Raw genomic sequence first — 21485 nt, 5'->3', positions numbered from 1 at the left:
TCATGACGAACGCAGCGAGATATCCCGGCAGTGTCCCGGACCGCGCTTTGGCAGCGCTGTTTGCGCCAGCCGGCGTTCGCCGGGCGTTGACGGATCTTTATGCCTGGGCAGAGGAGATCGAATCCATTCCGTTCAAGGCGCGCGAGCCGGCCATTCAGGCGATGCGCTTTGCCTGGCATAGAGAGGCGGTTGCCGACCTGTTTTCGACACCGCGCAAAGTCCGCCGCCACACGGCCTATGAAGGGCTGGCGAGTTTACTGGACGGGGATATCGATATCGATGCCGGTGAACTGGCCCGTATTATCGACGCCGTTGAAGACGGCACACTGCCGGAGGGTTTGACGGACGAAGCCGCTTTACGCTCGATCATGGACCGGCGCTGGGGCACGTTGATGCAGATCGCTGTCCGGATCTGCGGCGGCGGTGTGGAAAATCCATTGACGGATGCATCAGCGCGGGCAACGGGGCTGGCGCAATGGTGCCGGGAATTTGCGTTCCGGGCCGGCAACAAGATGCCGCTCATCCCGGAGACCGCGTTGACAGCCGCGCAGTTCAACATCCATCGCCTCGCCAGCGGGCGCGAACCCGAATTGGCGCATTCCGTCTTTTCCGGCGTGACTGGCCTCCTGGAGGCCGAACTGGCAGAACTCGACGCGGGCGGCAAATGTCCGCCGAATCTGTTTCCGGCGCTGGCGCCTGCAAGGCTGGCCCGCGCCACGTTGAAAACCGCCCGGTCAGCGAGCGATCTCTATCGGACCGATTTTCACCGCCCGCAAATCGCCCGCCAGTTCGACCTGCTCAAGGCTTCGATGACGGGACGCCTCTAGGGCTTCGGCTGTGCCTGCAACCAGTTGTCGATATCGGTCAGGGCGCGCGCGCTCATCGCGCGCTTGCGGGCGACGGACTTGTCCTTGCCGCGAATGCGCTTTCCGTCCTCTGTCTTCAGCGGGATATCTATATCGGGGAAGAGGCCGAAATTGACATTCATGGGCTGGAAGCTGGCTTTCGGGCCGGACATGTGACCGCCGGTGACATGGCGGATCAAGGCCCCGAAGGCGGTTGTTTCCGGCGGGGGTGGCAAAGTTTGGCCCAGACGTTGGGCCGCAGCAAAGCGGCCGGCCATCAGGCCCATGGCGGCACTTTCGACATAACCTTCCACGCCGATGACCTGTCCGGCAAAGCGCAGGGCCGGGCGCGCCTTCAGCCGCAATTGCGCATCCAGAAGTCTGGGCGAGTTCAGGAAGGTATTGCGGTGAATGCCGCCGAGGCGGGCGAATTTCGCAACTTCCAGACCGGGGATGGAGCGGAAAATATCGCTCTGCGCGCCGTATTTCAGCTTGGTCTGGAACCCGACCATGTTGAACAGCGTGCCCAGCTGATTGTCCTGGCGCAGCTGAACCACGGCATAGGGCTTCACATCCGGATTATGCGCATTGGTCAGGCCGCGCGGCTTCATCGGGCCATGGCGCAGGGTTTCAGGTCCGCGCTCCGCCATCACTTCGATCGGCAGGCAGGCCTCGAAATAGGGCGTGTCCTTTTCCCAGTCCTTGAATTCGGTCTTGGGGCCGTCCAGCAGAGCCTGAATGAAGCCGTCATACTGGTCCTTGTCCATCGGGCAATTGATATAGGCGGCGCGGTCGGCCTCGGTCTCGCCCTTGTCATAGCGCGACTGCATCCAGGCAATGTCCATATTGATGCTGTCGCGCTGGATGATCGGCGCAATGGCATCAAAAAAGGCCAGCGAGTCCTCGTCCGTATAGTCCAGAACCGCCTTGGCCAGCGCCGGCGAGGTGAGCGGCCCGGTGGCGACAATCACACTGTCCCAGTCTTCCGGCGGAAGGCCATCAACCTCGCCACGTTCTATGGTGACCAGCGGGTGTTCGTTCAGGGTTTTGGTGACGGCTTGAGAAAAAGCGTCGCGATCCACCGCCATCGCACCACCGGCAGGCACCTGCACCTTGTCGCCAATGGCCATGATCAGGCTGTTGGCGCGCCGCATTTCCTCATGCAGCAGGCCGACGGCATTGTTCTGCGCATCGTCGGAGCGGAAGGAGTTGGAGCAAACGAGCTCGGCCAGGCCATCGGTCTGGTGCGCTTCGGTTTTTTTGACCGGGCGCATCTCGTGCAGGATGACGGGAATGCCCGCATTGACCAGCTGCCAGGTGGCTTCCGAACCGGCCATGCCGCCGCCGATAATGTGTACTGGATGTGTCATGAGGCGGCATATAGCGGGTGATGCCCACCAACCCAAGCACTGTTCGCAATTTCAAGCGCAGCGTGTAGGGTATCGCTCAGGTATTCAGGGCAGGGGAGCTCCATGCGGTTTCTGATCGGATTTATGACCAGTGTGATCCTGGCGTCTGCGGCTCTCGCTCAAGGCTTGCCGCAAGACGTCGCTGACGCTTATCGAGGTTATGAGGCCGCTGTGGATGCGGAAAACTGGGCGGATGCGGCCTATCATTCCGAGCGCGCCTGGCGCGCAGCAGAAACGGGTGATGTTGACGCCGCGACCACAACGCTTCTGGCCGCCAATTACGGCGAGGTCGCGCTGATTGTGGGCAATAATGCCGGCGCGGCAGAAGCGTATGAGCGCGCGGCGGAGATAATGGGCCGCCGTCATGAGGATGTAGAAACACGCGCCAATTACCTCCGGATGGCCGCACAAGCTTATTATTTGGCTCAGGATTTTGCGAGAGCGCATCGCCTTTCGGAGGATGCAACCAATGGATATGAACGATTGCCTCAGGGCGAAACGCGCGCAGCGGGACTTTATCAAAGTAATTTGCTGTCAGCCTTCTCTGTCATGAATGAGGGCGATTCAATTCGGGCCGGACGATTTGCCCGCGAAGCGATGGAGGCATTGTCCGAGATCGGACCGGTGGCCAATAATGATACGGCCAGCCTGACGTTTCTCGCCGGCCTTGCGGAGACCTTCAGGAATAATGCCGAGGAAGCGGGCTATTACTTTTCACTGTCCGGCTACATCAATGAAACCATTGGCAGCGAGGGGCGAACGGCAGAAATTGCCAATGCTTGGGCAAGCTATGCGCGCGGCAATATTCCGGCGCGAGACCGGCCTGATCTGATCCGGCGTTTGCAGGAAAGCGGTTATGAGCCAGCTGGATGTGGCACGGCGTTGCTTAGTTGCTCCGCGGAAGCTGATGGACAAGGGGTAGTCAGCCGATTTGGGCCAGATGCTGTTATTGAAGGGGGCACACCGCTTCGCCGATCTCCACCTGAGTATCCGGAAGATGCCGAAAGGGCAGGCGTTGAGGGGATTGCGCTTGTGATGTTTGATGTTGAAACCGATGGAAGCGTTTCGAACGGAGAGGTTCTTTACGCTGTGCCGCATCCCGTATTCGGCGAAGCTGCATTGGAGGCGCTGGAGCGTTGGGAATATTCGCCGATGTTGGTCGACGGTGTGCCGACACGACGCGAGAACATTTATACACAATTTGCATTTGAGTTAAGTAATTGATCGAACTTGTCCTGTTTGCTGCCGCGGTCAGTTTGCAGGCCGCTTCGCCTGCCGCCGAGTGCGAAGCAATTGTCGATCAGTTAGAGGTTCGCCGGGCTATCCGCAGCGGCCAACGTGACGCCGTCGTTCGTGCCGCTGAACTTGTCGGTGATTGTGCCGGAAATGAAGATTTACTGATTTTCGCGGCGGAAGCCGCTTGGGATGAAGGCGATCTGGAAACCGTTTCTTTGCTCACGGCCAGTACGTTGCGTCTGGTTTCGGATCGCGGCTGTGCATGGACACCGCTTGCGGCGCAGCTCGCGTTTACGAGCGGTTTCTCGCGTCTGGTGCGCGGCGATCGCGCTTACAGTTTTTATATGCATGCTGCTCTGCAGGCTCATGACGAGGCCGGCGGACTGACGCGGAACCAGCGTTTCGTTGCCGTTGAGTATTCCGCTGATTTCGGGACATATCCACCAGACGATATCTTTTCGTTTGATAGCCCGTATATTGAACGGCCCTACCGGACAGATCCGGAGCGCTGCGGAGATCTTCCTCCGTTTCGCATCCGTTATGATGCGCCACTGACGCATTATGTGGTGGGTGTTTTTGATGTGCGCACTGGCCACCGCGGAGATGTACGCGATATTCGGCCAATGTTGACCTATCCGGGGCGACCGAGCGACGTATTTCTACGCCGCCTCAGCCGGATTCGTAGCCATTACATAAATCTGGATGGCTATATGGTTTTGACCTTTGAGCCCTGTCTATCGGGAATGTTCATCGCCGCTGACCAGCCTGACATTTGTTTGAATGATCCGGCGAATGCCGAAGCTGACTGAACAGCCGGCCCATGCCGCAAATGACGCATTGCCGAATTGTTCGGGCAGGATAGGTTCGCGGTCATGACACGGATTTCCTCCTTCTCCGCCCTGCCGGGGGCCATCGTCCGGACGCTGGGCTTCTTCCGGCATAATGCGGGATGGGCGGCATTGGCGGCGATCCTGCCGGGCCTCGCCGCGATTGCCCTGACCTGGCAGACCGGTGCCGTCACAAGCGATACGGTTGCTCCCAACTGGTCGCTCTATCTTCTGGCATTCATTGGCTGGTATGGCGCGACCACATTGGCTCAGGCCGCGATGTTTCGCATTTCCGTGCGCGGCCGCCCCGCAGGGTTTCTGGGTTATCAGCTGGGCGCGGATGAATTGAGGCTGGCGGCCTCCTGGGCGCTGATCTTTTTCCTGATATTTGTGGCGGCCGGTATTGCCCTGGTGATATATGCGGCCCTGATGGCGGCGGTTTCCATCGTCTCCCGCGATGCGGCAGGCCTGACCCCGGAAGACCCTGCCACGACCGGAAACATCCCTGATTTGTGGGCCTATTTTGGCCCCGCAGAATGGACAATCGCGATAGGCCTCGGTGTGGTCTTCGCCCTTCTGGTCGGCGGATTTGCCGGGCGTTTGCTGATCGCGCCGGCGGCCAGCATCGCCCGCCGCAAGGTGCAGGCATTGTCGGTGATGGCCATCACGCACAAGCGCGGTTTCGCCGTCGTGCTGGGTGCCATACTCTGTTTTGTGCCGGCCGGATTGCTGGTCCACGGGCTGGGGGTTGTGGCCGAATACGCATTTGATGCACCTATCCATCAACCCGCGCGACTGTTTGCAGAGGGCGCGTTCACGCTTGGCTGGACGGTTTATGCGCCGCTGGCCTTCCTGCATGGTTGGCTGGCCGCCTTTCTGACCACGCCGCTGTTTGCCGGGCTGACCACGGCGCTCTACCGCGCCTGGGGCGGGGACGACTGACCCCACATTCCCGCTGACAGACTCACCGTTATCTGCGATTGTTAAAGTGGGACAACAGGGGAGGTGTCGATGAGCACCCGATCATACGATTTCGGCAGCGCTGTCTTTCGCTTCTTTCATGTTGCCGGGAAAAATCCCGCCGCCGTTCTGTGGATTGCCTTGTGGCAGGCGCTCCTGACCGGCGGACTGGTCTATCTGGCATGGGTGACGCTGGGTGATTTCTACATCTGGATGTTCCAGCTTGCAGCGTCCGGCACCGAACCTGATGAAGCGGAATTGTTCGCCCGGATGGGCAGTTCGATGGCGTTGATGCCGCTGATTTCGATTGGTGGTGTTGTGGTCTCGCTGTTGGCACAGGCCGCCTGGCTTCGCCTTCTTGTGCGAGAAGAAATCGCGCCGGTCTTTCCGTTTCGCATCGGCAGTGACGAGTTACATCTGTTTGTGACCAATCTCGGCCTGATAGCGATGGGTGTCGGAGCCTATTTCGCTTTCTCGTTTCTGATGGTCATCGCCGCTTTCGGTGCAGCGGCCGCCTTTTCGGGTGGCGGCGAAGCCGGGGCCGCAATTGCAGCAGGGCTGGTGGTCGGGATCAGCCTGCTCGTTTTCCTGATCCTGGCGTTGTTCATTGCGGTCCGGGTGTCGGCAGCGCCCGCCCTGTCGATCCTTCAAAAGCGGATTGCCTTTCCGGGCTGGAGCGCCACGAAGGGCGTGTTCTGGCCTGTGCTCGGCAGCTATATCGTTGCCGGGATCATCATCTTCGTTCTGTCCTCCGTGGTCGGGTTGATCCTGAACTTTGCCTTCCTCGGTGCTTTGTGGCCGACATTGAGCGAGTTTTTCACCATGGCGCAGGCCGGGCAGGAGCCGAATCCCGAGCAGGTCCTGACCATGCTGACCGAAACGCTGACGTCGCCGGGCACCGTTTCAACGCTGATTGCGGCGGGTTTGTTGTCGGTTATCCTCCGGTCATTTGTGGACGCCATCTGGCATGGCGTGGGTGCCTATACCGCCCTGTCGAGCCAGCCGCTGGCGGCACCGGCAGGATCTGACTGACGGCGCGCTTGAAGTCGGGCCCGGACTGGTTTGAAACTGTGCCGCAGAAACAGACCGACCGGAGCCGGACATGAAGCCGAAATTTGACGTTGGAAAAGCGCTGGGCTTTGCATTTGAAGTCGTGCAGGCGCGCCCCAGAGCCTTCGTGACGCTGGCCGTCTGGACGATCTTGTACGGGGCGGTGCTTGGCGCATTTCAGCTGCAAGCCGTGGGCGACGAGATGGCGGCCTATCTTGAAATGGCGAGCGGGGCAGGCGGCACCATCGGATCGGAGGATGAACAACTCCGGGTGACCGGCGCGTATTTGTCCAGACTCCTGCCTTTTATGGGCGTTGCGCTGGTGCTGGGCATTCTGTTCGAATGCGCCTGGTTGCGGCTATTCGTGCGCGGACAGGATGACGGTTTTTTTCCATTCCGGATCGGCCGGGATGAGGGCGTCTTTACCCTTACCGGCATACTGCTCGGCCTGATCCTGTTTGGTGCCATGCTGATTGTTGCGATTGCCGCAGTGGTCATCACGGTGCTGTTTGCGACATCCGGCGCGGCCGGCGAAATGCTGGCCGGCAGCCTTGTCGTGCTGGTCACATTTGTGATGGCCGGCGCGTTTATGGTGCTGTTCTCGCCGGTCCTGGCGCTGGGGCTGTTGAAAGGCCGGATATCGATCGGTGCCGGTATTCGCGGTGCGCGGCAGATCTTCTGGCCATTGCTGGGCAGTTTTGTTGTTGCCGTGATCGCATCGCTGATGGCTGCCGCACTTTATGCCGGGCTGATCGGGGTCATGCCGTTTGATCAGGCGGGCCAGACGACATCCGGTCAGACGGCGGGCTGGCCACTTCTGTTTGTCTTCTACGTTATTGTTCAGGTCATCTATCATTTGCCCGCCATCATGATGCGCGGCATCGCCAGCTATGCCGCGCTGCAGATTGACGAGAGCAACCGGCCCGTATCAGATACATTCTCCTGATCAGGCGCTCTTCTTGCGGTCTTTCTTGCGTGCGATATCGCGTTCCAGCATCGGTTTGAGATACCGCCCGGTCCAGCTGGCCTCGACGCTGGCGACCTGTTCCGGCGTGCCGGCGGCAACGATTTCGCCGCCGCCATCGCCGCCTTCCGGCCCCAGATCAATCAGCCAGTCGGCGGTCTTGATGACGTCGAGATTGTGCTCGATGACCAGAACCGAGTTTCCGGTCTCCACCAGTTCGTGAAGGACTTCGAGGAGTTTGTTGACGTCCTCGAAATGAAGACCCGTGGTGGGCTCGTCGAGGATGTAGAGCGTCTTGCCGGTGGCGCGTTTTGACAGCTCCTTCGACAATTTCACACGCTGCGCCTCGCCGCCGGACAGCTGGGTGGCGGGCTGGCCGATCTTGATATAGCCAAGCCCCACGCGCTTGAGTGTCTCCATCTTGTCGCGCACGGCGGGCACGGCCTTGAAGAAGTCTGCGCCTTCCTCAACCGTCATATCCAGCACATCGGCAATGGACTTGCCCTTGAAGGTGACTTCCAGCGTTTCGCGGTTGAAACGTGCGCCGTGGCAGACATCGCAAGGCACGAAGACGTCCGGCAGGAAGTGCATCTCGATCTTCACGACCCCGTCGCCCTGACAGGCTTCACAGCGGCCACCCTTCACATTGAAGGAAAAGCGTCCGGGTTTGTAACCCCGCGCCTTGGATTCCGGCAGGCCGGCAAACCATTCGCGGATCGGGGTGAAAGCCCCGGTATAAGTGGCCGGATTGGAGCGCGGCGTGCGGCCAATCGGCGACTGGTCGATATCAATGATCTTGTCGAGAAATTCGAGCCCCTTGATCCGTTCATACGGGGCCGGAACATTCTGGGCCTTGTTCAGCTTGCGGGCTGCGGCCTTGTAGAGTGTCTCGATGGTCAGGGTGGACTTGCCGCCGCCGGATACGCCGGTCACGCAGACGAATATCCCCAGCGGAAATTCGGCGGTGACGTTTTTCAGATTATTGCCGGTCGCGCCTTCAACCACGATCTTGCGGCCCTTCCTGGGCTTGCGGCGCGTGTCGGGGATGGCGATTTCCTTCACCCCGGACAAGTATTGTCCGGTGAGGCTTTTGGGGTTGGCCTTGATCTCTTCAGGCTTGCCCGAGGCAATGATTTCGCCGCCATGAACGCCGGCGAACGGTCCGAGATCGACCACGTGATCGGCGGTCAGAATGGCTTCCTCGTCATGTTCGACGACAATCACCGTATTGCCGAGATCGCGCAGGCCGCGCAGCGATTCCAGAAGCCGGGAATTGTCACGCTGGTGCAGGCCGATGGACGGTTCATCCAGAACATAGAGCACGCCAGTCAGGCCTGAGCCGATTTGCGAGGCGAGGCGGATACGCTGACTTTCACCGCCGGACAGCGTGCCGGACGCCCGGTCGAGGGTGAGATAGTCAAGGCCGACATCGACGAGAAACCGCAAGCGTTCGCGGATTTCCTTCAGGATGCGTTCGGCAATCGCCCTTTCACGTGGCGTGAAATTTTCGGCCACGGAGTCAAACCAGTCGGCCGCAAGGCGAATGGATTTGTGGCTGGCTTCGGAAATGTCGAGCTTGCCGATCTTGACGGCGAGGGCTTCGGGCTTCAGGCGCTTGCCGCCGCAGGTTTCACAGGGTTGAGCCGACTGGAAGCGGGCCAGGTCATCGCGGACCCAGTTGGAGTCCGTCTCGCGCCAGCGGCGTTCCAGATTGGGGACGACGCCTTCAAACGACTTGGTCGTTTCGAACGTCCGCAAGCCATCCTCATACGTGAATTTGATCTTCTCCTTCGTGCCGTAGAGTACGACCTGCTTGAAATCCTCCAGCAGGTCGCGCCATGGCTCCACCATGGAGGCGCCAAAATGCTCGGCCAGCGCGGTGAGGGTTTGCTGGTAAAGCCGGGACGTGGTCCGGCTCCAGGGCGCAATCGCCCCATCCATCAGGCTCTTGCCGCGATCCGGCACGACCAGATGCTCGTCAAATTTCAGCGACTGGCCCAGCCCGTCGCAGGCCGGACAGGCCCCGAACGGATTGTTGAACGAAAACAGACGCGGTTCGATTTCCTCGATGGTAAAGCCGGATTCCGGACAGGCGAATTTCTCGGAAAAAATGATGCGGCGCGGTTCGTCTTCGCCCTCGGCCTTGTCGGCAAATTCCGCAATGGCAATGCCATCGGCGATCTTCAGAGCGGCTTCAAGCGATTCTGCAAAGCGCTGCTCCGAACCCTCCCGGATGATGACGCGGTCCACGACCACATCGATGTCATGCTTGAATTTCTTGTCCAGCACCGGGGGTTCTTCCAGCGAATGGAATTCGCCATTGACCTTGACGCGCTGGAAACCCGCCTTCAGCCAGTTCGCAAATTCCTTGCGGTACTCACCCTTGCGGCCCCGGACGGCAGGCGCCAGCAGATAGAGTCTCGTGCCCTCGTCGAGCGACATCAGCCGGTCCACCATCTGGCTGACGGTCTGACTTTCAATCGGCAGGCCGGTGGCGGGCGAGTAGGGCACGCCCACCCGCGCCCACAAGAGCCGCATATAGTCGTATATTTCGGTGACGGTGGCGACCGTCGAGCGCGGGTTTTTCGACGTTGTCTTCTGCTCGATGGAAATGGCCGGTGACAGGCCCTCGATCGAATCCACATCCGGCTTGGACATCAATTCGAGGAATTGCCGCGCATAGGCAGACAGGCTTTCCACATATCTGCGCTGGCCTTCGGCATAGATGGTATCGAAGGCGAGGGAGGATTTGCCAGACCCGGAAAGTCCAGTGAAGACAATCAGCTGGTCGCGCGGAATCTCAAGCGAAACATCCTTGAGATTGTGTTCGCGCGCGCCCTGAACGCGGATATACTTCATGGGATCGGACATGGACTTCGGCCTCGTGGTGCGTTCAACTGCGGGGAATCACGCATTTGACTGCGGGAACATTATGTGAACATTTATCTCCGGTCCACCGTTGGGATGGACTTGAGCAGACAGAGGAAGATGGGGATATGGCGGGCAGCGTCAATAAGGTCATACTTGTGGGCAATCTCGGAGCAGATCCGGAAATACGCCGATTGAATTCCGGAGACCCGGTTTGCAATCTTCGGATCGCGACGTCGGAGAGCTGGCGGGACAAAAATTCCGGCGAGCGCAAGGAAAAACCGAATGGCATAACGTGGTGATTTTCAATGAGAACCTGTCCAAGGTTGCGGAGAATTATCTGAAGAAGGGCTCCAAGGTCTATATCGAGGGCCAGCTTCAGACGCGTAAATGGCAGGATCGCGATGGAAATGACAAATATACAACCGAGGTTGTGTTGCAGCGGTTCCGCGGCGAGTTGCAAATGCTGGACAGCCGGGGCGACAATGCCGGCGGTGGCGGTTATGATCGCGCCAGCAATCAATCCGGTGGCGGCGGGCAGGTGTCCGATAACCGCGACAGTTTCCGGAACGATGACATGGATGACGAGATACCGTTTTGATCAAGTGTTCCAGTTTATAGGCGGCCTTATGGCCGCCGCAGCCTTTGCCGGTCTGGCCTCCGCTCAGCTGGGGATCGGCGGCGCGCGTAACCCCACCTGACCCAGGTCGAACTGGCCGACGGCAGCACGACGCATTTTGTGGTCGGCGATGGGGCCTGGGGCGAAGTGCTCGGCGAAATGGGCGTTTTACGCGGTGAAGCCCGGACCCGCGACCGGGAGATCGCAGAGCAGCTCTATGAGGCGCGGGACAGCATTCCGTCGGCCTATCTGTTCGAGGCCGCCCGGCGCTATGCATCTTTCGATCCGGATCAGGCGGTCTATGTTTTTCCTCGCTCGCGCACGGACACTCTATGATGCGATGCGCTGTCTGGATTCGTCGGCCACCAATGCGGTGGCGATCATTTCGGACATGGCGGGTGGCGATGTTGCCGCCTATATGAATATCTCGGATGACGGTGCCGCTTTCGAAAACGTTAGTAGGATGCAAGCCGCGCTGGACCGCTTGCAGGAGGATGGCGAGACCTTTTCCGGAGAGTATTCTCCGTGGTGGGTCTGCTCTGCATCGGACAGCGTTTTCATCGCAGCGTCGAATGAAGCGCCAATGCCCGAGAACGAATGGCTGAAGCCGCGAATTGTCTGGCCAAGCGCAGCGGCAGGTCGAGCAGAACATCGAGCGCAATCGCGCATTGCTGGCCGTCACTCTCGGAACACGGCAGCTGGCTAACGAAGACGAATAGACGGCCCGGCTTTCGCGCTGATCGCTTGCCTGGTGGTTGTTGTCCATTCGTGCCGCTCACCGGTTCCTGACCCGAAGCCACGCGGACGCGCCGGCGCAGCCGGCGTCAAGTTGAGGGTGATATTTTGAATTTCCCTGCCTGTGTCCGGGCGGCCTTCGATGTTTGATAATTACCCCTGCAGACGATAGGCTGACCGACATCTATTGCCGGTGATTCCTGAGCCGGTGCCTATCCATGATTGCCCATCCGGGCGGTTGTGTCTGAAAGACCGGAGAAGTCGCTTTGAACGACGAAAACGAACCGCCCGTCTCGGACGAAACTCCGCCTTTCGAGAGCGGTGTGACCTCCATCTCCATCGAAGAGGAGATGAAATCTTCCTATCTCGATTACGCGATGAGCGTGATCGTCAGCCGGGCGATTCCCGATGCGCGCGACGGGTTGAAACCTGTCCACCGGCGCATTCTCTGGTCGATGCACGAACAGGGCTATACGCACGACAAGCAATACCGGAAATCGGCGCGTGTCGTCGGTGACGTGATCGGTAAGTATCACCCTCATGGTGATCAGGCGGTCTATGATGCGCTGGCGCGGATGGCGCAGGACTTCTCGATGGGCCTGCCGCTGCTCGACGGTCAGGGCAATTTCGGCTCGGTCGATGGCGACCCACCGGCCGCCATGCGTTACACCGAAGTGCGCATGGACAAGCCGGCCGAAGCGCTGCTGGCGGATATCGACAAGTCCACCGTGGATTTTGCCGAAAACTATGACGGTTCGGAAAGCGAGCCGGTCGTGCTCCCTCGCGCTATCCGAATTTGCTGGTCAATGGCGGCGGCGGTATCGCGGTCGGCATGGCGACCAATATTCCGCCGCACAATCTGGGCGAAATCATTGATGCCACCGTGACCCTGCTGGAAAATCCGGAGGTCACGGACGCCGAGCTTCTGGACATTGTGCCGGGACCGGATTTTCCGACCGGTGCTCAAATTGTGGGCCGGACAGGCGCGCGCGCGGGTCTGTCGACGGGGCGCGGATCAGTGATCATGCGGGCCAGCACGAATATTGAAGACGTGCGTAAGGATCGCCAGGCGATCATCGTCACGGCCATTCCTATCAGGTGAACAAGGCCAACATGATCGAGAAAATTGCCGAGCTGGTGCGCGACAAGCGTATCGAAGGCATTTCCGATTTGCGTGATGAATCCAACCGCACCGGCATGCGCGTCTATATCGAGCTGAAAAAGGACGCCAATGCGGAAGTCATCCTGAACCAGCTCTACCGCTGGTCACCGATGCAGCAGAATTTTGGCGTGAACATGTTGTCGCTGGTCGGCGGCCGTCCTGTTCTTATGGGGATGCGGGGCTATCTGGAGACCTTCCTGCGATCCCGCGAGGAGGTCGTGGCGCGCCGGGCCCGGCATGATCTGAAGAAGGCGCGGGATCGCGCTCATGTTATTGTCGGTCTTGCGCTTGCCGTTGCCAATATCGACGAAGTCATTGCCACGATCCGCAAGGCCCCGAACCCGGCGACGGCTCGCGAACAGCTGATGGATCGCGACCGGCCGGCCCAGGAAGTGGCGTCACTTGTGGCGCTGGTGGCCGACCCAAGGTCCGTTCTTTCTGACGGTCAGACGCTTCGTCTGACGCTGGAGCAGGCCCAGGCCATCATGGATCTGCGTCTGGCCCGCCTGACGGCTCTGGGCCGAGGAATTGGGCGATGAAGCCAAGGGCTGGCCGAGAAGATCAAGGATCTTCTTGACATCCTCAGCTCACGCTCGCGCGTGCAGGAGATCATCAAGAGTGAGTTGCTGGAAGCCCGGGACCAGTTCGCGGTTCCGCGACGGACCGCCATTCTGGACGTCGAGCTGGAAGTCGAAGACGAAGATCTGATCGCGCGCGAGGATATGGTCGTGACGGTCACGCATGCCGGCTACGTCAAACGGACGCCGTTGTCGGACTACCGGGCGCAACGCCGTGGTGGCAAAGGGCGCTCCGGAATGTCCATGAAGGACGAGGATTTCGTCGCGACCCTGTTTGTCGCGAGCACGCATGCTCCGCTGCTATTCTTCTCCTCCGATGGAATGGTTTATAAATCAAAGACGTGGCGCCTGCCGATCGGCGCGCCAAACACACGCGGCAAGGCTCTGGTGAACATCTTCCGCTGGGCGAGGATGTCACCATTACCTCGGTGATGGCGCTGCCTGAAGACGAGTCCGAGTGGGAAAACTGGACGTCATGTTTGCGACCGCTTCGGGCACCGTGCGCCGCAACAAGCTGTCCGACTTTGTCCAGGTCAACCGCAATGGCAAGATCGCGATGAAGCTGGAAGGCGAAGATCGCATCGTCGATGTGCGTCTGTGCATGGAGGCAGATGATGTCTTGCTGACCACGCGGAAAGGCCGGGCCATACGTTTTGCGGCCACCGACGTTCGCGTCTTCCGTGGCCGGAATTCCATTGGCGTCCGCGGTGTGCGTCTGGGCAAGGATGATCATGTGATCTCGATGGCGGTGCTGCACCATGTCAGCGTCACGACCGAAGAAGCGCGGGCTTACCTGAGCATGCGGCGGCCATGCGGCGCGCCGTGTCCGGGGCTGATGAATCTGAAGAGATTGATGAAATTTCCCTCGAAGAGGGCGAGGATGCCGCGCTTTCGTCCGAGCGGATTGCAGAGCTCGGTGGGGCGGAGCAATTCGTGTTGACCGTTGCATCAGATGGCTTCGGAAAACGCTCCTCCGGGTATGAATACCGGGTGATGAATCGCGGCGGGCAGGGCGTTGCCGCACATGATTTGTCACGCGGCGTGCCTCTGGCAGCCAGCTTTACCGTTGAAGATGCCGATCAGATCATGGCGGTCACCGATGGCGGTCAATTGATCCGCTTCCCGCTGGATACGGTGCGGATTGCCGGACGGGCGACCAAGGGCGTGACGCTGCTCGCCGCGCGCCGGGAGTCTGTGGTCTCGGTTGTCCGCGTGGCCGATAGCGGCGAGGATGAAGTCGAGGCCGAGGGTGAAAACCTCGAAGGTGGTGGCCCCGAAACTGAAGGTGATGGCGAGGCATGACAAAGCGCATTGCGCTATATCCCGACGTTTGACCCCATAACCAACGGCCATGTCGACATTATCGGCCGGGCGGTGAAGCTGGTCGACAAGCTGGTGATCGGCGTGGCGATCAATGAGGACAAGGGCCGCTGTTTTCGCTGTCCGAGCGTGTCTCCATGGTCGAGGCGGTCGCCGATGCCCTGAAGACAGATACCGAAATTGAGGTCCGGCCTTTTGACGGATTGCTGATGCATTTTGCCGAAGAAATCGGGGCCAGCAGTATTGTTCGCGGTCTGCGTGCGGTCTCTGATTTCGAATATGAGTTTCAGATGGTTGGCATGAATCAGCGTCTGAATTCGGAAATTGAAACCGTCTTCCTGATGGCGGACCCGCGGCACCAGGCGGTTGCCTCCCGACTGGTGAAGGAAATTGCCCGGCTGGGCGGCGATGTCAGCGCGTTTGTGTCGCCGTCGGTCAAGAAGATGTTGCTGGAGAAGTTTGCGTGATGAAACGAGTTTGGATGTCGAGCGCGATCGCGCTCGTATTGGCCGCAAGTGCTTGCGCTGAAAACAATGCTGCAAATGCGGAAGCGGATATCGCGGAGACAGCGAGCGAGGCCGCAGAGTCCTCTCAATCCACCGAAGCGGGTTCCGAAACACAGCTTGCGGCGCTGATTCAGGATGAAGCGGACACGATGGCTGTCGCGGACGAAGCGCCGGATTATGATTTTCCGGATGATGTCTGGCGCACGGTCGAGCAGGATCATCTACTCTATATCGAGACCGAACACGGCATGATCGTGCTGGAGCTGGCACCGGAATTTGCGCCGCAACATGTCGAGCGCATGACGACGCTGGCCAATGAGCGGTTCTATGACTTTCTCGTCTGGCACCGCGTGATTGACGGCTTTGTTGCGCAAGGCGGTGGCAGCCGGACCAATCCGGCGCACTCGACCGATATGGACCGGGTGCCCGGCGAATTCACGATGCGCCGTGACCCGAACGAGACGCCGATTTTCGAAACACAGGATCGCGTTATAAATCCGCGGAGCAATCCGTCGATGGCCCGTGCCGGTTTCTGGAACGGATTTCCCGCAGGCACGCAAGCCGCAGCCTTGGCTAGTATTACCGCTGACGGCCGGGTGGAAAGCTGGCTCCTTCATTGCGAAGGTGCGGCCTCCATGGCGCGGACGAGTGACCCGAACAGTGCGGGCAGCCAGTTCTACATTACACGCGGCGATGCGGAACACCTGAATGCGCAATATACGGTTTGGGGCCGGGTACGCGCGGGTCAGGATGCTGTCGATGCGATTGCCGTAGGCACTGCTGGTCAGGATCGGGTTTACACGGATACGATTCGTTCGATGCGTGTCGGATCGGATTCCGGTTTCGATGGGCAGGTCACCGTTAAGGTGATGGATACCAATTCACAAGCTTTCGCCGACTGGTTGATGGCGCAGGGCGAGGGCGGCGAGGCACCGGATGTGTGTGAAGTCGACGTTCCCGTTCGTATTACGGAGTAATTTCAAATGGCTGATCAAAATCTGGTTTTTCAACTCGACGGCGGCGATGTCGTCATAAAGTTACGCGATGATCTCGCGCCCAAACACGTCGCCCGGATATCCGAGTTGGCAGCTGATGGCTTCTATGACGGGCTGACGTTTCACCGGGTGATTGACGGCTTTGTCGCCCAGGGCGGGTGTCCTAACGGGAATGGCATGGGCGGATCCGGCCAGAATATTGACGCCGAATTCAATTCGGAGCCGCATGTGCGAGGCACGATGTCCATGGCGCGGGCATCCGATCCGAATTCCGCCGACAGCCAGTTTTCATCTGCCTTGATGAAGTGCCCTATCTCGATAACCAGTACACGGTCTGGGGCGAGGTCATTTCCGGCATGGAACATGTGGACGCCCTGCCCAGGTGAGCCGCCGCGCAATCCCGGCAAGATCATTTCGGCAAAACTGGTCGACGCTTAGTCGACTGTATCCGACCGGATGAGTGTGACAATGACCGGTCGGTGATCGGATCCGGTCATGGGGCCCGTCTCGGTATCGAGCGTGTTCCAGTCCTCGCTGGCGAAGACATGGTCAATACCTACCAGACCCGGCAGATTTGGCAGCGCAACGCCGAAGCGGCGGCTGACGGTTCTGGACGACGGCCAGGTTGGAAGGCCGATAGTCCGCCGTTGCAGGCCGGTTTCCCGTTCAATCCGGTCAGCGCGACGGACGGTGCGGCGGCGTTGAAGTCGCCAATGAGAATGACACTGTCCCAGCCTCTGCGGGCGATGAGGTCGGCCAGATTGCGGCGTTGTTCATTCTGCACGGATAGCGGGTTGGGCCAGGTCATGTGTGTTGCGACAACGACGACGTCGCTGCCATTGTCGAGGCGGATGCGGGCCCACACCGTTCGCGGAACTTCCCAGCGCCAGAGCGCAAAACGGCTGTCGGGCCAATCCGTGTCGCGCCATTCCAGACAGCCGGAATCGACGATTTCCAGACGGGAGACCAGCCGAGTCGCGTGACGGTCGCATCGGGCGCGGAAAGGGTGGGTTTCAGCAGGGCCGATTCAATGCCGCGCGAATTTCCGAAGGCTTCCTGCAGGCCAATCATCTCGGCATCCAGAGATTGAAGAACATCGATGGTGTGTTCCGGATCGAAATTCTGGCCCCACACATTGTGCGTGGCAATTCTCAGGACGACGGGATCATTGGGAAAGGTGAGGTCGGGCCCGGTCTGACCGCGCCACAATTCTGTGACCGCCGCCACGAAAATCCAGCCGGTGAATCGCCGCTATAGCGAGTGCGACCATCGCTTCAGCATGGCCATGACTGCCACAGCCACCATCGCGGAGATCGCCCATACGGGCCAAAGATGCCGGTAAAGGTCAGCGAAATTCCAGATAGGTGCGAGCCATAGAAAGGCAACAACCATGATCAATGGCAGGATGATCAGATCGGCCAGAAGAAGGCGGCGTGCCGGTCGCCGGAATCTCGATTTCACACGCCACTCCTCTCGCTGAACAGCGGTAAGCTTGCCGTGCAATGCGGCAAAGATAGACCCCGCCACCATGCAATTAAGTGATTTCGATTTTGTTCTTCCGGACGACCGGATTGCGCTGCGCCCTGCGCGGCCGCGCGATGCTGCCAGATTACTGCATATCGGGTCAGACGGCAGACTGGGCGATCATGGCGTGCTGGATTTGCCGGCGCTGTTGCAGCCGGGCGACCTCCTGGTGCTGAACGATACACGGGTCATGCGGGCGGCCCTGAGCGGCTTTCGTCCGGCGCGGAACGCGGACAGTGGCGATGTTGCGGTCTCGGTCAATTTGCACAAGCAGGTCGATGCTGACCGCTGGCGGGTGTTTGCCAAGCCTGGCAAGCGCCTGCGCGAGGGCGATGAAATCGTCTTTGGCGAACTTGTGGCTATCATTGAAGAAAAGTCTGAAGGTGGCGATTTCCTGATTCAATTCAACAGGTCCGGTGCGGCGCTTGAGGCGTCGATTCAGGCGGCCGGGTCATTGCCGCTGCCGCCCTATATCGCCTCGAAACGCGCGGTTGATGCGGCCGATGACGAGGATTACCAGACCCGCTTTGCGGCAGCTGACAAGACCCGATCCGTTGCCGCTCCGACCGCCGGGCTTCACTTCACCGAACGTCTGATGGACGCCCTGGCGTGGCGCGGTGTCGAGACCGCGACGGTTACACTGCATGTCGGCGCGGGAACATTCTTGCCGGTTAAAACTGAAAACGTGCAGGAACATCAGATGCATGCGGAATGGTGTGAAATATCTGATTCAAGCGCGGACCTGATCCATCGCGCGAAGCTGGACGGGCGGCGCGTGATCCCGGTCGGGACCACGGCGCTTCGGACGATTGAAAGTCTGGCAACAAAAGACGGCGTCCGGGCGGGTACGATGGAGACCGATATCTTCATCACGCCCGGCTATCGTTTCAGGATCACGGATGCCTTGTTGACGAATTTCCACTTGCCGAAATCGACCCTGTTCATGCTGGTCTCGGCGCTGGCCGGGTTGGACCGGATGCAGGCGGCCTATGCGCACGCAATAGCCGAAAACTATCGCTTCTTTCGTATGGCGATGCCTGTCTGATAGAGGCTGCAAAATGAGCACTTTTCCTTTCGAGATTCACGCGACCGATGGCCAGGCGCGAACCGGTGTTCTGAAAACGCCGCGGGAGATATCCGGACACCGGCCTTCATGCCCGTCGGGACCGCCGCCACCGTGAAGGCGCTATACCCCGAGCAGGTCCGGCAGGCCGGGGCCGATATCATTCTTGGCAATACCTATCACCTGATGCTGCGGCCCGGGGCCGAACGGGTGAAACGACTGGGCGGGTTGCATGAATTCATGAAATGGGACGGGCCGATCCTGACAGATTCCGGCGGGTTCCAGGTCTGGTCGCTGGCGGGGCTTCGAAAGCTGACTGAAGAGGGTGTTGAATTCCAGTCCCACATTGATGGCTCGAAACATCATTTGACACCGGAGCGCGCGATTAAAATCCAAGCGGACCTGCTGGGCGCGGATATCTCAATGCAGCTGGATGAGTGCACGAATTTTCCTGCACCGAAGACGAAGCGCGCCACTCAATGGAGATGTCGCTGCGCTGGGGCGCGCGATGCAAGACGGCTTTCGGTGAACGCGATACCCAGGCTCTGTTCGGCATTGTCCAGGGCTCGGTCTACGAAGATTTGCGCAAGAGTCAGCGCAGCGTCTCGTGGAAACCGGATTTGATGGCTATGCTATCGGTGGTCTGGCAGTGGGTGAAGGGCTGGAGACCATGTGCGCGGTGCTGGATTATACGGTGCCGGCGCTTCCGGCAGATCGGCCCCATTATCTTATGGGAGTGGGCAAGCCGATTGATTTGGTCGAGGCTGTAGCGCGCGGTGTCGACATGTTTGACTGTGTCATGCCCACACGTTCCGGCCGCCATGGACAGGCCTGGTCGGATTACGGGCCGGTCAATCTGAAGCGGGCGGAATTTGCCGAGGATTCATCGCCACTGGATGCCTCCATTGATTGCCCGGCCAGCCGCGAATATTCGAAAGCCTATATTCATCACCTCGTCCGTGCCGGGGAATATCTCGCCGCCATGCTGCTCAGCTGGCATAATATTGCTTATTACGAGCATCTTATGGCGCGGATGCGGGCCGCCATTGCCGCCGGCGAGTTTGATCAGTTTGCGACGGACTTCCGGTCAAGATGGGCCGAAGGCGAAGCGCGGCGCCGCTAATCACCATTCGGTGCCGGCGACAGTCCGTATTCGTCAAAAGCGCGGGACAGGTAGCTGTCTGAACAGCCGAAGCCGTCAAAAGCCCGCGCAGATAAGCGCGCCGATTGAGCGCTGTTGTGCGTTGTGCCCGGCTTCGCGTTCAATCTCTCCGGCCCGGCCGACGAAGCGCAAGACAGGGCGTGCCGGATTCAGGCCGACGATTGTGGATCGGTACAGGTCGCGGGCTCCGGTCGAAATCGCGTCGCCGCCACGGCTGGCCCACATGGCGGATCGCTCCCGCCAGCTGCGTTCCTCCTCGGTTTCATTCTCACATTCTTCGGGGACATAGATGTTTTCGGGCCCGAGCACTGCGGTCAGGCGGGCAATGTCCCGGGCCGTTGTCGAACACGCGGCGCGCCTTCGCCGCCATAAGGTGTCGGGACTGTTTCATCGCCTTCATCGACCATGATCTCGCCGGGTCGATCACGGGGCAAGCCAACAGCATCGCTGACGGCGCTGCGGGTCTCGTCCACACCGGTGCCGGTGACGCTATTGGATGCGCAGGCGGAAAGCGAAACCGCGATTGCCAGAATAACAGGCATTGAAGGTAAAAGCGAAGTCAGGTTCATGAGTGCGCTCCGGTCGGCTGATAGAGACATGCCAGTATACTGCCCAAAATTATGGCTGCTTATTGACGTATCCATGCGAAGCGGATAGGTCCGGCGCTCCCGCCCGGGAGCCGGTAGCTCAGTTGGTAGAGCAACTGACTTTTAATCAGTAGGTCCAGGGTTCGAACCCCTGCCGGCTCACCATTTTCCCGTATTTCAGTTGCGGCCTCCGGCGCGGCGGCTCGGTAACAAGTGCCGCATGGCGTGCGCGTGCCCTGCGGGTTCATGTCGCCATATGCGTGATGAATGTGATTGCACTAACTCTGGCTGGTTTAGTTGTCCGGGAAAGTTGATTCCGGCCTCGCCAGACAGCCTGAGGCAAATGCGCGAATGGACCGACCAGAGGTTATATGAGCTCAATCCTTCGCATCGCTCTGGTGGATGATCACCGGTTGTTTACCGAAGGTTTCAGCTCATAGCTGGCCGAATCCGAGGCAGCTATGAGGTCTCCACATTTGAAGATCCGGTTGGTTTTCTGGAATACGGCTGCGGAGCCCTAATCTTTCCCCGCGTCAACTCGCGGTTCTGAAAATGCTGGGTGAAGGCGCGACCAACAAGGCGATCGCCGAAGCCCTGAATATCAGCGAGAACACCGTGAAATCGCATTTGCGTTCTATTTTCGAAGGCCTCGGTGTGCGAACCCGGACTGCTTGCGGCCACAAGGTTGTGCTTTTGGGACTGATCCAGTTTGCCTGCCGGCGTTCCAGGGCCCGGTCGAGGGCCGCGCGAAGCGTTTCGCTTTCCGCCGGTTTCGGAATGATTGTCACATCTTCCAGATCAGCGGCTTTGGCAAAATCACAGACTTCGCCGGTTAGCCGTCCGCCGGGTGCTACGCACTCGAGCTGTGGGGCCTCCGGCCGCTACACAGCTCTCCTCGACCTGCCTGCCAATGATAACGATACGCTTTTATTACTGATCGCCGGACAAAATGGCGGCTGGAGGCTGGAGCGGTAGGGGGCAATAGCAGCAAAACGGCGCTTCCGGACGCTTGCAGAAATTTTCCGGGCAAGGCGAGCCCGAGGGCGCGAGGCAAACCTGTTACCGGCCTTGCCGG

17 protein-coding genes, 1 tRNA gene and 6 pseudogenes are annotated in these 21485 nt (G+C 59.6%); 17 read left to right on the top strand and 7 right to left on the bottom strand.

All coding sequences use genetic code 11. The features are described from left to right. The first annotated feature begins 2 nt into the window (after positions 1 to 2). A complete protein-coding gene (locus tag HXX25_RS06920) occupies positions 3 to 827 on the top strand; it encodes a squalene/phytoene synthase family protein (protein WP_187165221.1) in 825 nt (274 codons plus the stop codon). Here the strand turns inward: HXX25_RS06920 and trmFO are convergent. Further along, a complete protein-coding gene (gene trmFO, locus HXX25_RS06915; RefSeq protein WP_187165220.1) occupies positions 824 to 2215 on the bottom strand; it encodes a methylenetetrahydrofolate--tRNA-(uracil(54)-C(5))-methyltransferase (FADH(2)-oxidizing) TrmFO in 1392 nt (463 codons plus the stop codon). The genes HXX25_RS06920 and trmFO overlap by 4 nt on opposite strands. Positions 2216 to 2317: 102 nt before the next feature. Between trmFO and HXX25_RS06910 the strand changes: the two genes are divergently transcribed. The 5 genes from HXX25_RS06910 (at position 2318) to HXX25_RS06890 (ending at position 7273) form a co-directional block, all read left to right on the top strand. Next, positions 2318 to 3478, top strand: a complete 1161-nt coding sequence (locus HXX25_RS06910) for an energy transducer TonB (RefSeq protein WP_187165219.1) — start codon at positions 2318 to 2320, stop codon at positions 3476 to 3478. Between the two features lie 32 nt (positions 3479 to 3510). After that, positions 3511 to 4299, top strand: coding sequence for a hypothetical protein (locus HXX25_RS06905; RefSeq protein ID WP_187165218.1), 789 nt, complete (start codon positions 3511 to 3513; stop codon positions 4297 to 4299). A gap of 63 nt (positions 4300 to 4362) precedes the next feature. Next, positions 4363 to 5259 (top strand): hypothetical protein, encoded by an 897-nt coding sequence (locus tag HXX25_RS06900; RefSeq protein ID WP_187165217.1) that lies wholly within the window; start codon positions 4363 to 4365, stop codon positions 5257 to 5259. Between the two features lie 69 nt (positions 5260 to 5328). Beyond that, complete coding sequence (locus HXX25_RS06895; RefSeq protein WP_187165216.1) at positions 5329 to 6309, top strand: hypothetical protein; 981 nt, start codon at positions 5329 to 5331, stop codon at positions 6307 to 6309. Between the two features lie 70 nt (positions 6310 to 6379). After that, positions 6380 to 7273, top strand: coding sequence for a hypothetical protein (locus tag HXX25_RS06890; RefSeq protein ID WP_187165215.1), 894 nt, complete (start codon positions 6380 to 6382; stop codon positions 7271 to 7273). Here the strand turns inward: HXX25_RS06890 and uvrA are convergent, their stop codons facing one another. Continuing rightward, positions 7274 to 10162 carry an excinuclease ABC subunit UvrA gene (gene uvrA, locus HXX25_RS06885; RefSeq protein ID WP_187165214.1) on the bottom strand — a complete coding sequence of 963 codons (2889 nt, stop codon included), beginning with the start codon at positions 10160 to 10162 and terminating at the stop codon, positions 7274 to 7276. It lies immediately after the preceding gene. A 125-nt stretch (positions 10163 to 10287) separates the two neighbouring features. On the opposite strand from uvrA, the pseudogene ssb reads away from it, so the two are divergent. The 7 genes and pseudogenes from ssb (at position 10288) to HXX25_RS13800 (ending at position 16460) form a co-directional block, all read left to right on the top strand. Beyond that, positions 10288 to 10760: pseudogene (gene ssb, locus HXX25_RS14400) on the top strand (single-stranded DNA-binding protein). A gap of 138 nt (positions 10761 to 10898) precedes the next feature. Then, on the top strand, positions 10899 to 11114 hold the full coding sequence (locus HXX25_RS06875) for a hypothetical protein (RefSeq protein WP_187165213.1): 216 nt from the start codon (positions 10899 to 10901) through the stop codon (positions 11112 to 11114). After that, positions 11080 to 11484 (top strand): hypothetical protein, encoded by a 405-nt coding sequence (locus tag HXX25_RS06870; RefSeq protein WP_187165212.1) that lies wholly within the window; start codon positions 11080 to 11082, stop codon positions 11482 to 11484. The genes HXX25_RS06875 and HXX25_RS06870 overlap by 35 nt, the downstream gene beginning before the upstream one ends. 295 nt (positions 11485 to 11779) lie before the next feature. Further along, positions 11780 to 14555 (top strand): annotated as a pseudogene (gene gyrA, locus HXX25_RS14395) (DNA gyrase subunit A). Beyond that, a pseudogene (coaD, locus tag HXX25_RS06860) lies at positions 14552 to 15040 on the top strand (pantetheine-phosphate adenylyltransferase). Before gyrA ends, coaD begins: the two co-directional pseudogenes overlap by 4 nt. Then, positions 15040 to 16056 (top strand): peptidylprolyl isomerase, encoded by a 1017-nt coding sequence (locus tag HXX25_RS06855; protein ID WP_187167697.1) that lies wholly within the window; start codon positions 15040 to 15042, stop codon positions 16054 to 16056. Before coaD ends, HXX25_RS06855 begins: the two are co-directional and overlap by 1 nt. Positions 16057 to 16062: 6 nt before the next feature. Continuing rightward, positions 16063 to 16460: pseudogene (locus tag HXX25_RS13800) on the top strand (peptidylprolyl isomerase). Positions 16461 to 16630: 170 nt separating this feature from the next. Here HXX25_RS13800 and HXX25_RS06845 read toward each other — a convergent pair. From HXX25_RS06845 to HXX25_RS06835, 3 genes are read right to left on the bottom strand one after another with little or no spacing between them, the layout of a single operon-like run. After that, entirely contained in the window at positions 16631 to 16882 is a 252-nt protein-coding gene (locus tag HXX25_RS06845; protein ID WP_187167696.1) for a hypothetical protein, read from the bottom strand. Then, a complete protein-coding gene (locus tag HXX25_RS06840; protein WP_187167695.1) occupies positions 16879 to 17301 on the bottom strand; it encodes a hypothetical protein in 423 nt (140 codons plus the stop codon). Before HXX25_RS06840 ends, HXX25_RS06845 begins: the two co-directional genes overlap by 4 nt. A 24-nt stretch (positions 17302 to 17325) precedes the next feature. After that, the gene (locus tag HXX25_RS06835; RefSeq protein WP_187167694.1) at positions 17326 to 17535 is read right to left on the bottom strand and encodes a hypothetical protein; all 210 of its coding nucleotides are present in this window, start codon (positions 17533 to 17535) and stop codon (positions 17326 to 17328) included. Between the two features lie 67 nt (positions 17536 to 17602). On the opposite strand from HXX25_RS06835, the pseudogene queA reads away from it, so the two are divergent. Then, positions 17603 to 18660, top strand: a pseudogene (gene queA, locus HXX25_RS06830) (tRNA preQ1(34) S-adenosylmethionine ribosyltransferase-isomerase QueA). After that, positions 18657 to 19784: pseudogene (gene tgt, locus HXX25_RS14390) on the top strand (tRNA guanosine(34) transglycosylase Tgt). The pseudogenes queA and tgt overlap by 4 nt, the downstream one beginning before the upstream one ends. Before the next feature lie 75 nt (positions 19785 to 19859). Here tgt and HXX25_RS13790 read toward each other — a convergent pair. Together HXX25_RS13790 and HXX25_RS13785 are read right to left on the bottom strand one after the other, a co-directional pair. Continuing rightward, on the bottom strand, positions 19860 to 20048 hold the full coding sequence (locus tag HXX25_RS13790) for a hypothetical protein (protein ID WP_233346967.1): 189 nt from the start codon (positions 20046 to 20048) through the stop codon (positions 19860 to 19862). An 89-nt stretch (positions 20049 to 20137) separates the two neighbouring features. Then, complete coding sequence (locus HXX25_RS13785) at positions 20138 to 20392, bottom strand: hypothetical protein (RefSeq protein ID WP_233346966.1); 255 nt, start codon at positions 20390 to 20392, stop codon at positions 20138 to 20140. 107 nt (positions 20393 to 20499) lie between these two features. Here HXX25_RS13785 and HXX25_RS06815 point away from each other — a divergent pair. Together HXX25_RS06815 and HXX25_RS06810 are read left to right on the top strand one after the other, a co-directional pair. Further along, positions 20500 to 20575 (top strand) — tRNA-Lys (locus HXX25_RS06815). Positions 20576 to 20911: 336 nt separating this feature from the next. After that, positions 20912 to 21385 carry a response regulator transcription factor gene (locus HXX25_RS06810; RefSeq protein WP_370543763.1) on the top strand — a complete coding sequence of 158 codons (474 nt, stop codon included), beginning with the start codon at positions 20912 to 20914 and terminating at the stop codon, positions 21383 to 21385. Positions 21386 to 21485: the final 100 nt, after the last annotated feature.

Source organism: Hyphobacterium sp. CCMP332, assembly GCF_014323565.1.
GTDB lineage: Bacteria > Pseudomonadota > Alphaproteobacteria > Caulobacterales > Maricaulaceae > Hyphobacterium.
Note: the sequence above shows the minus strand (reverse complement) of the source record. Positions and strands in the feature narration are given on the sequence as shown.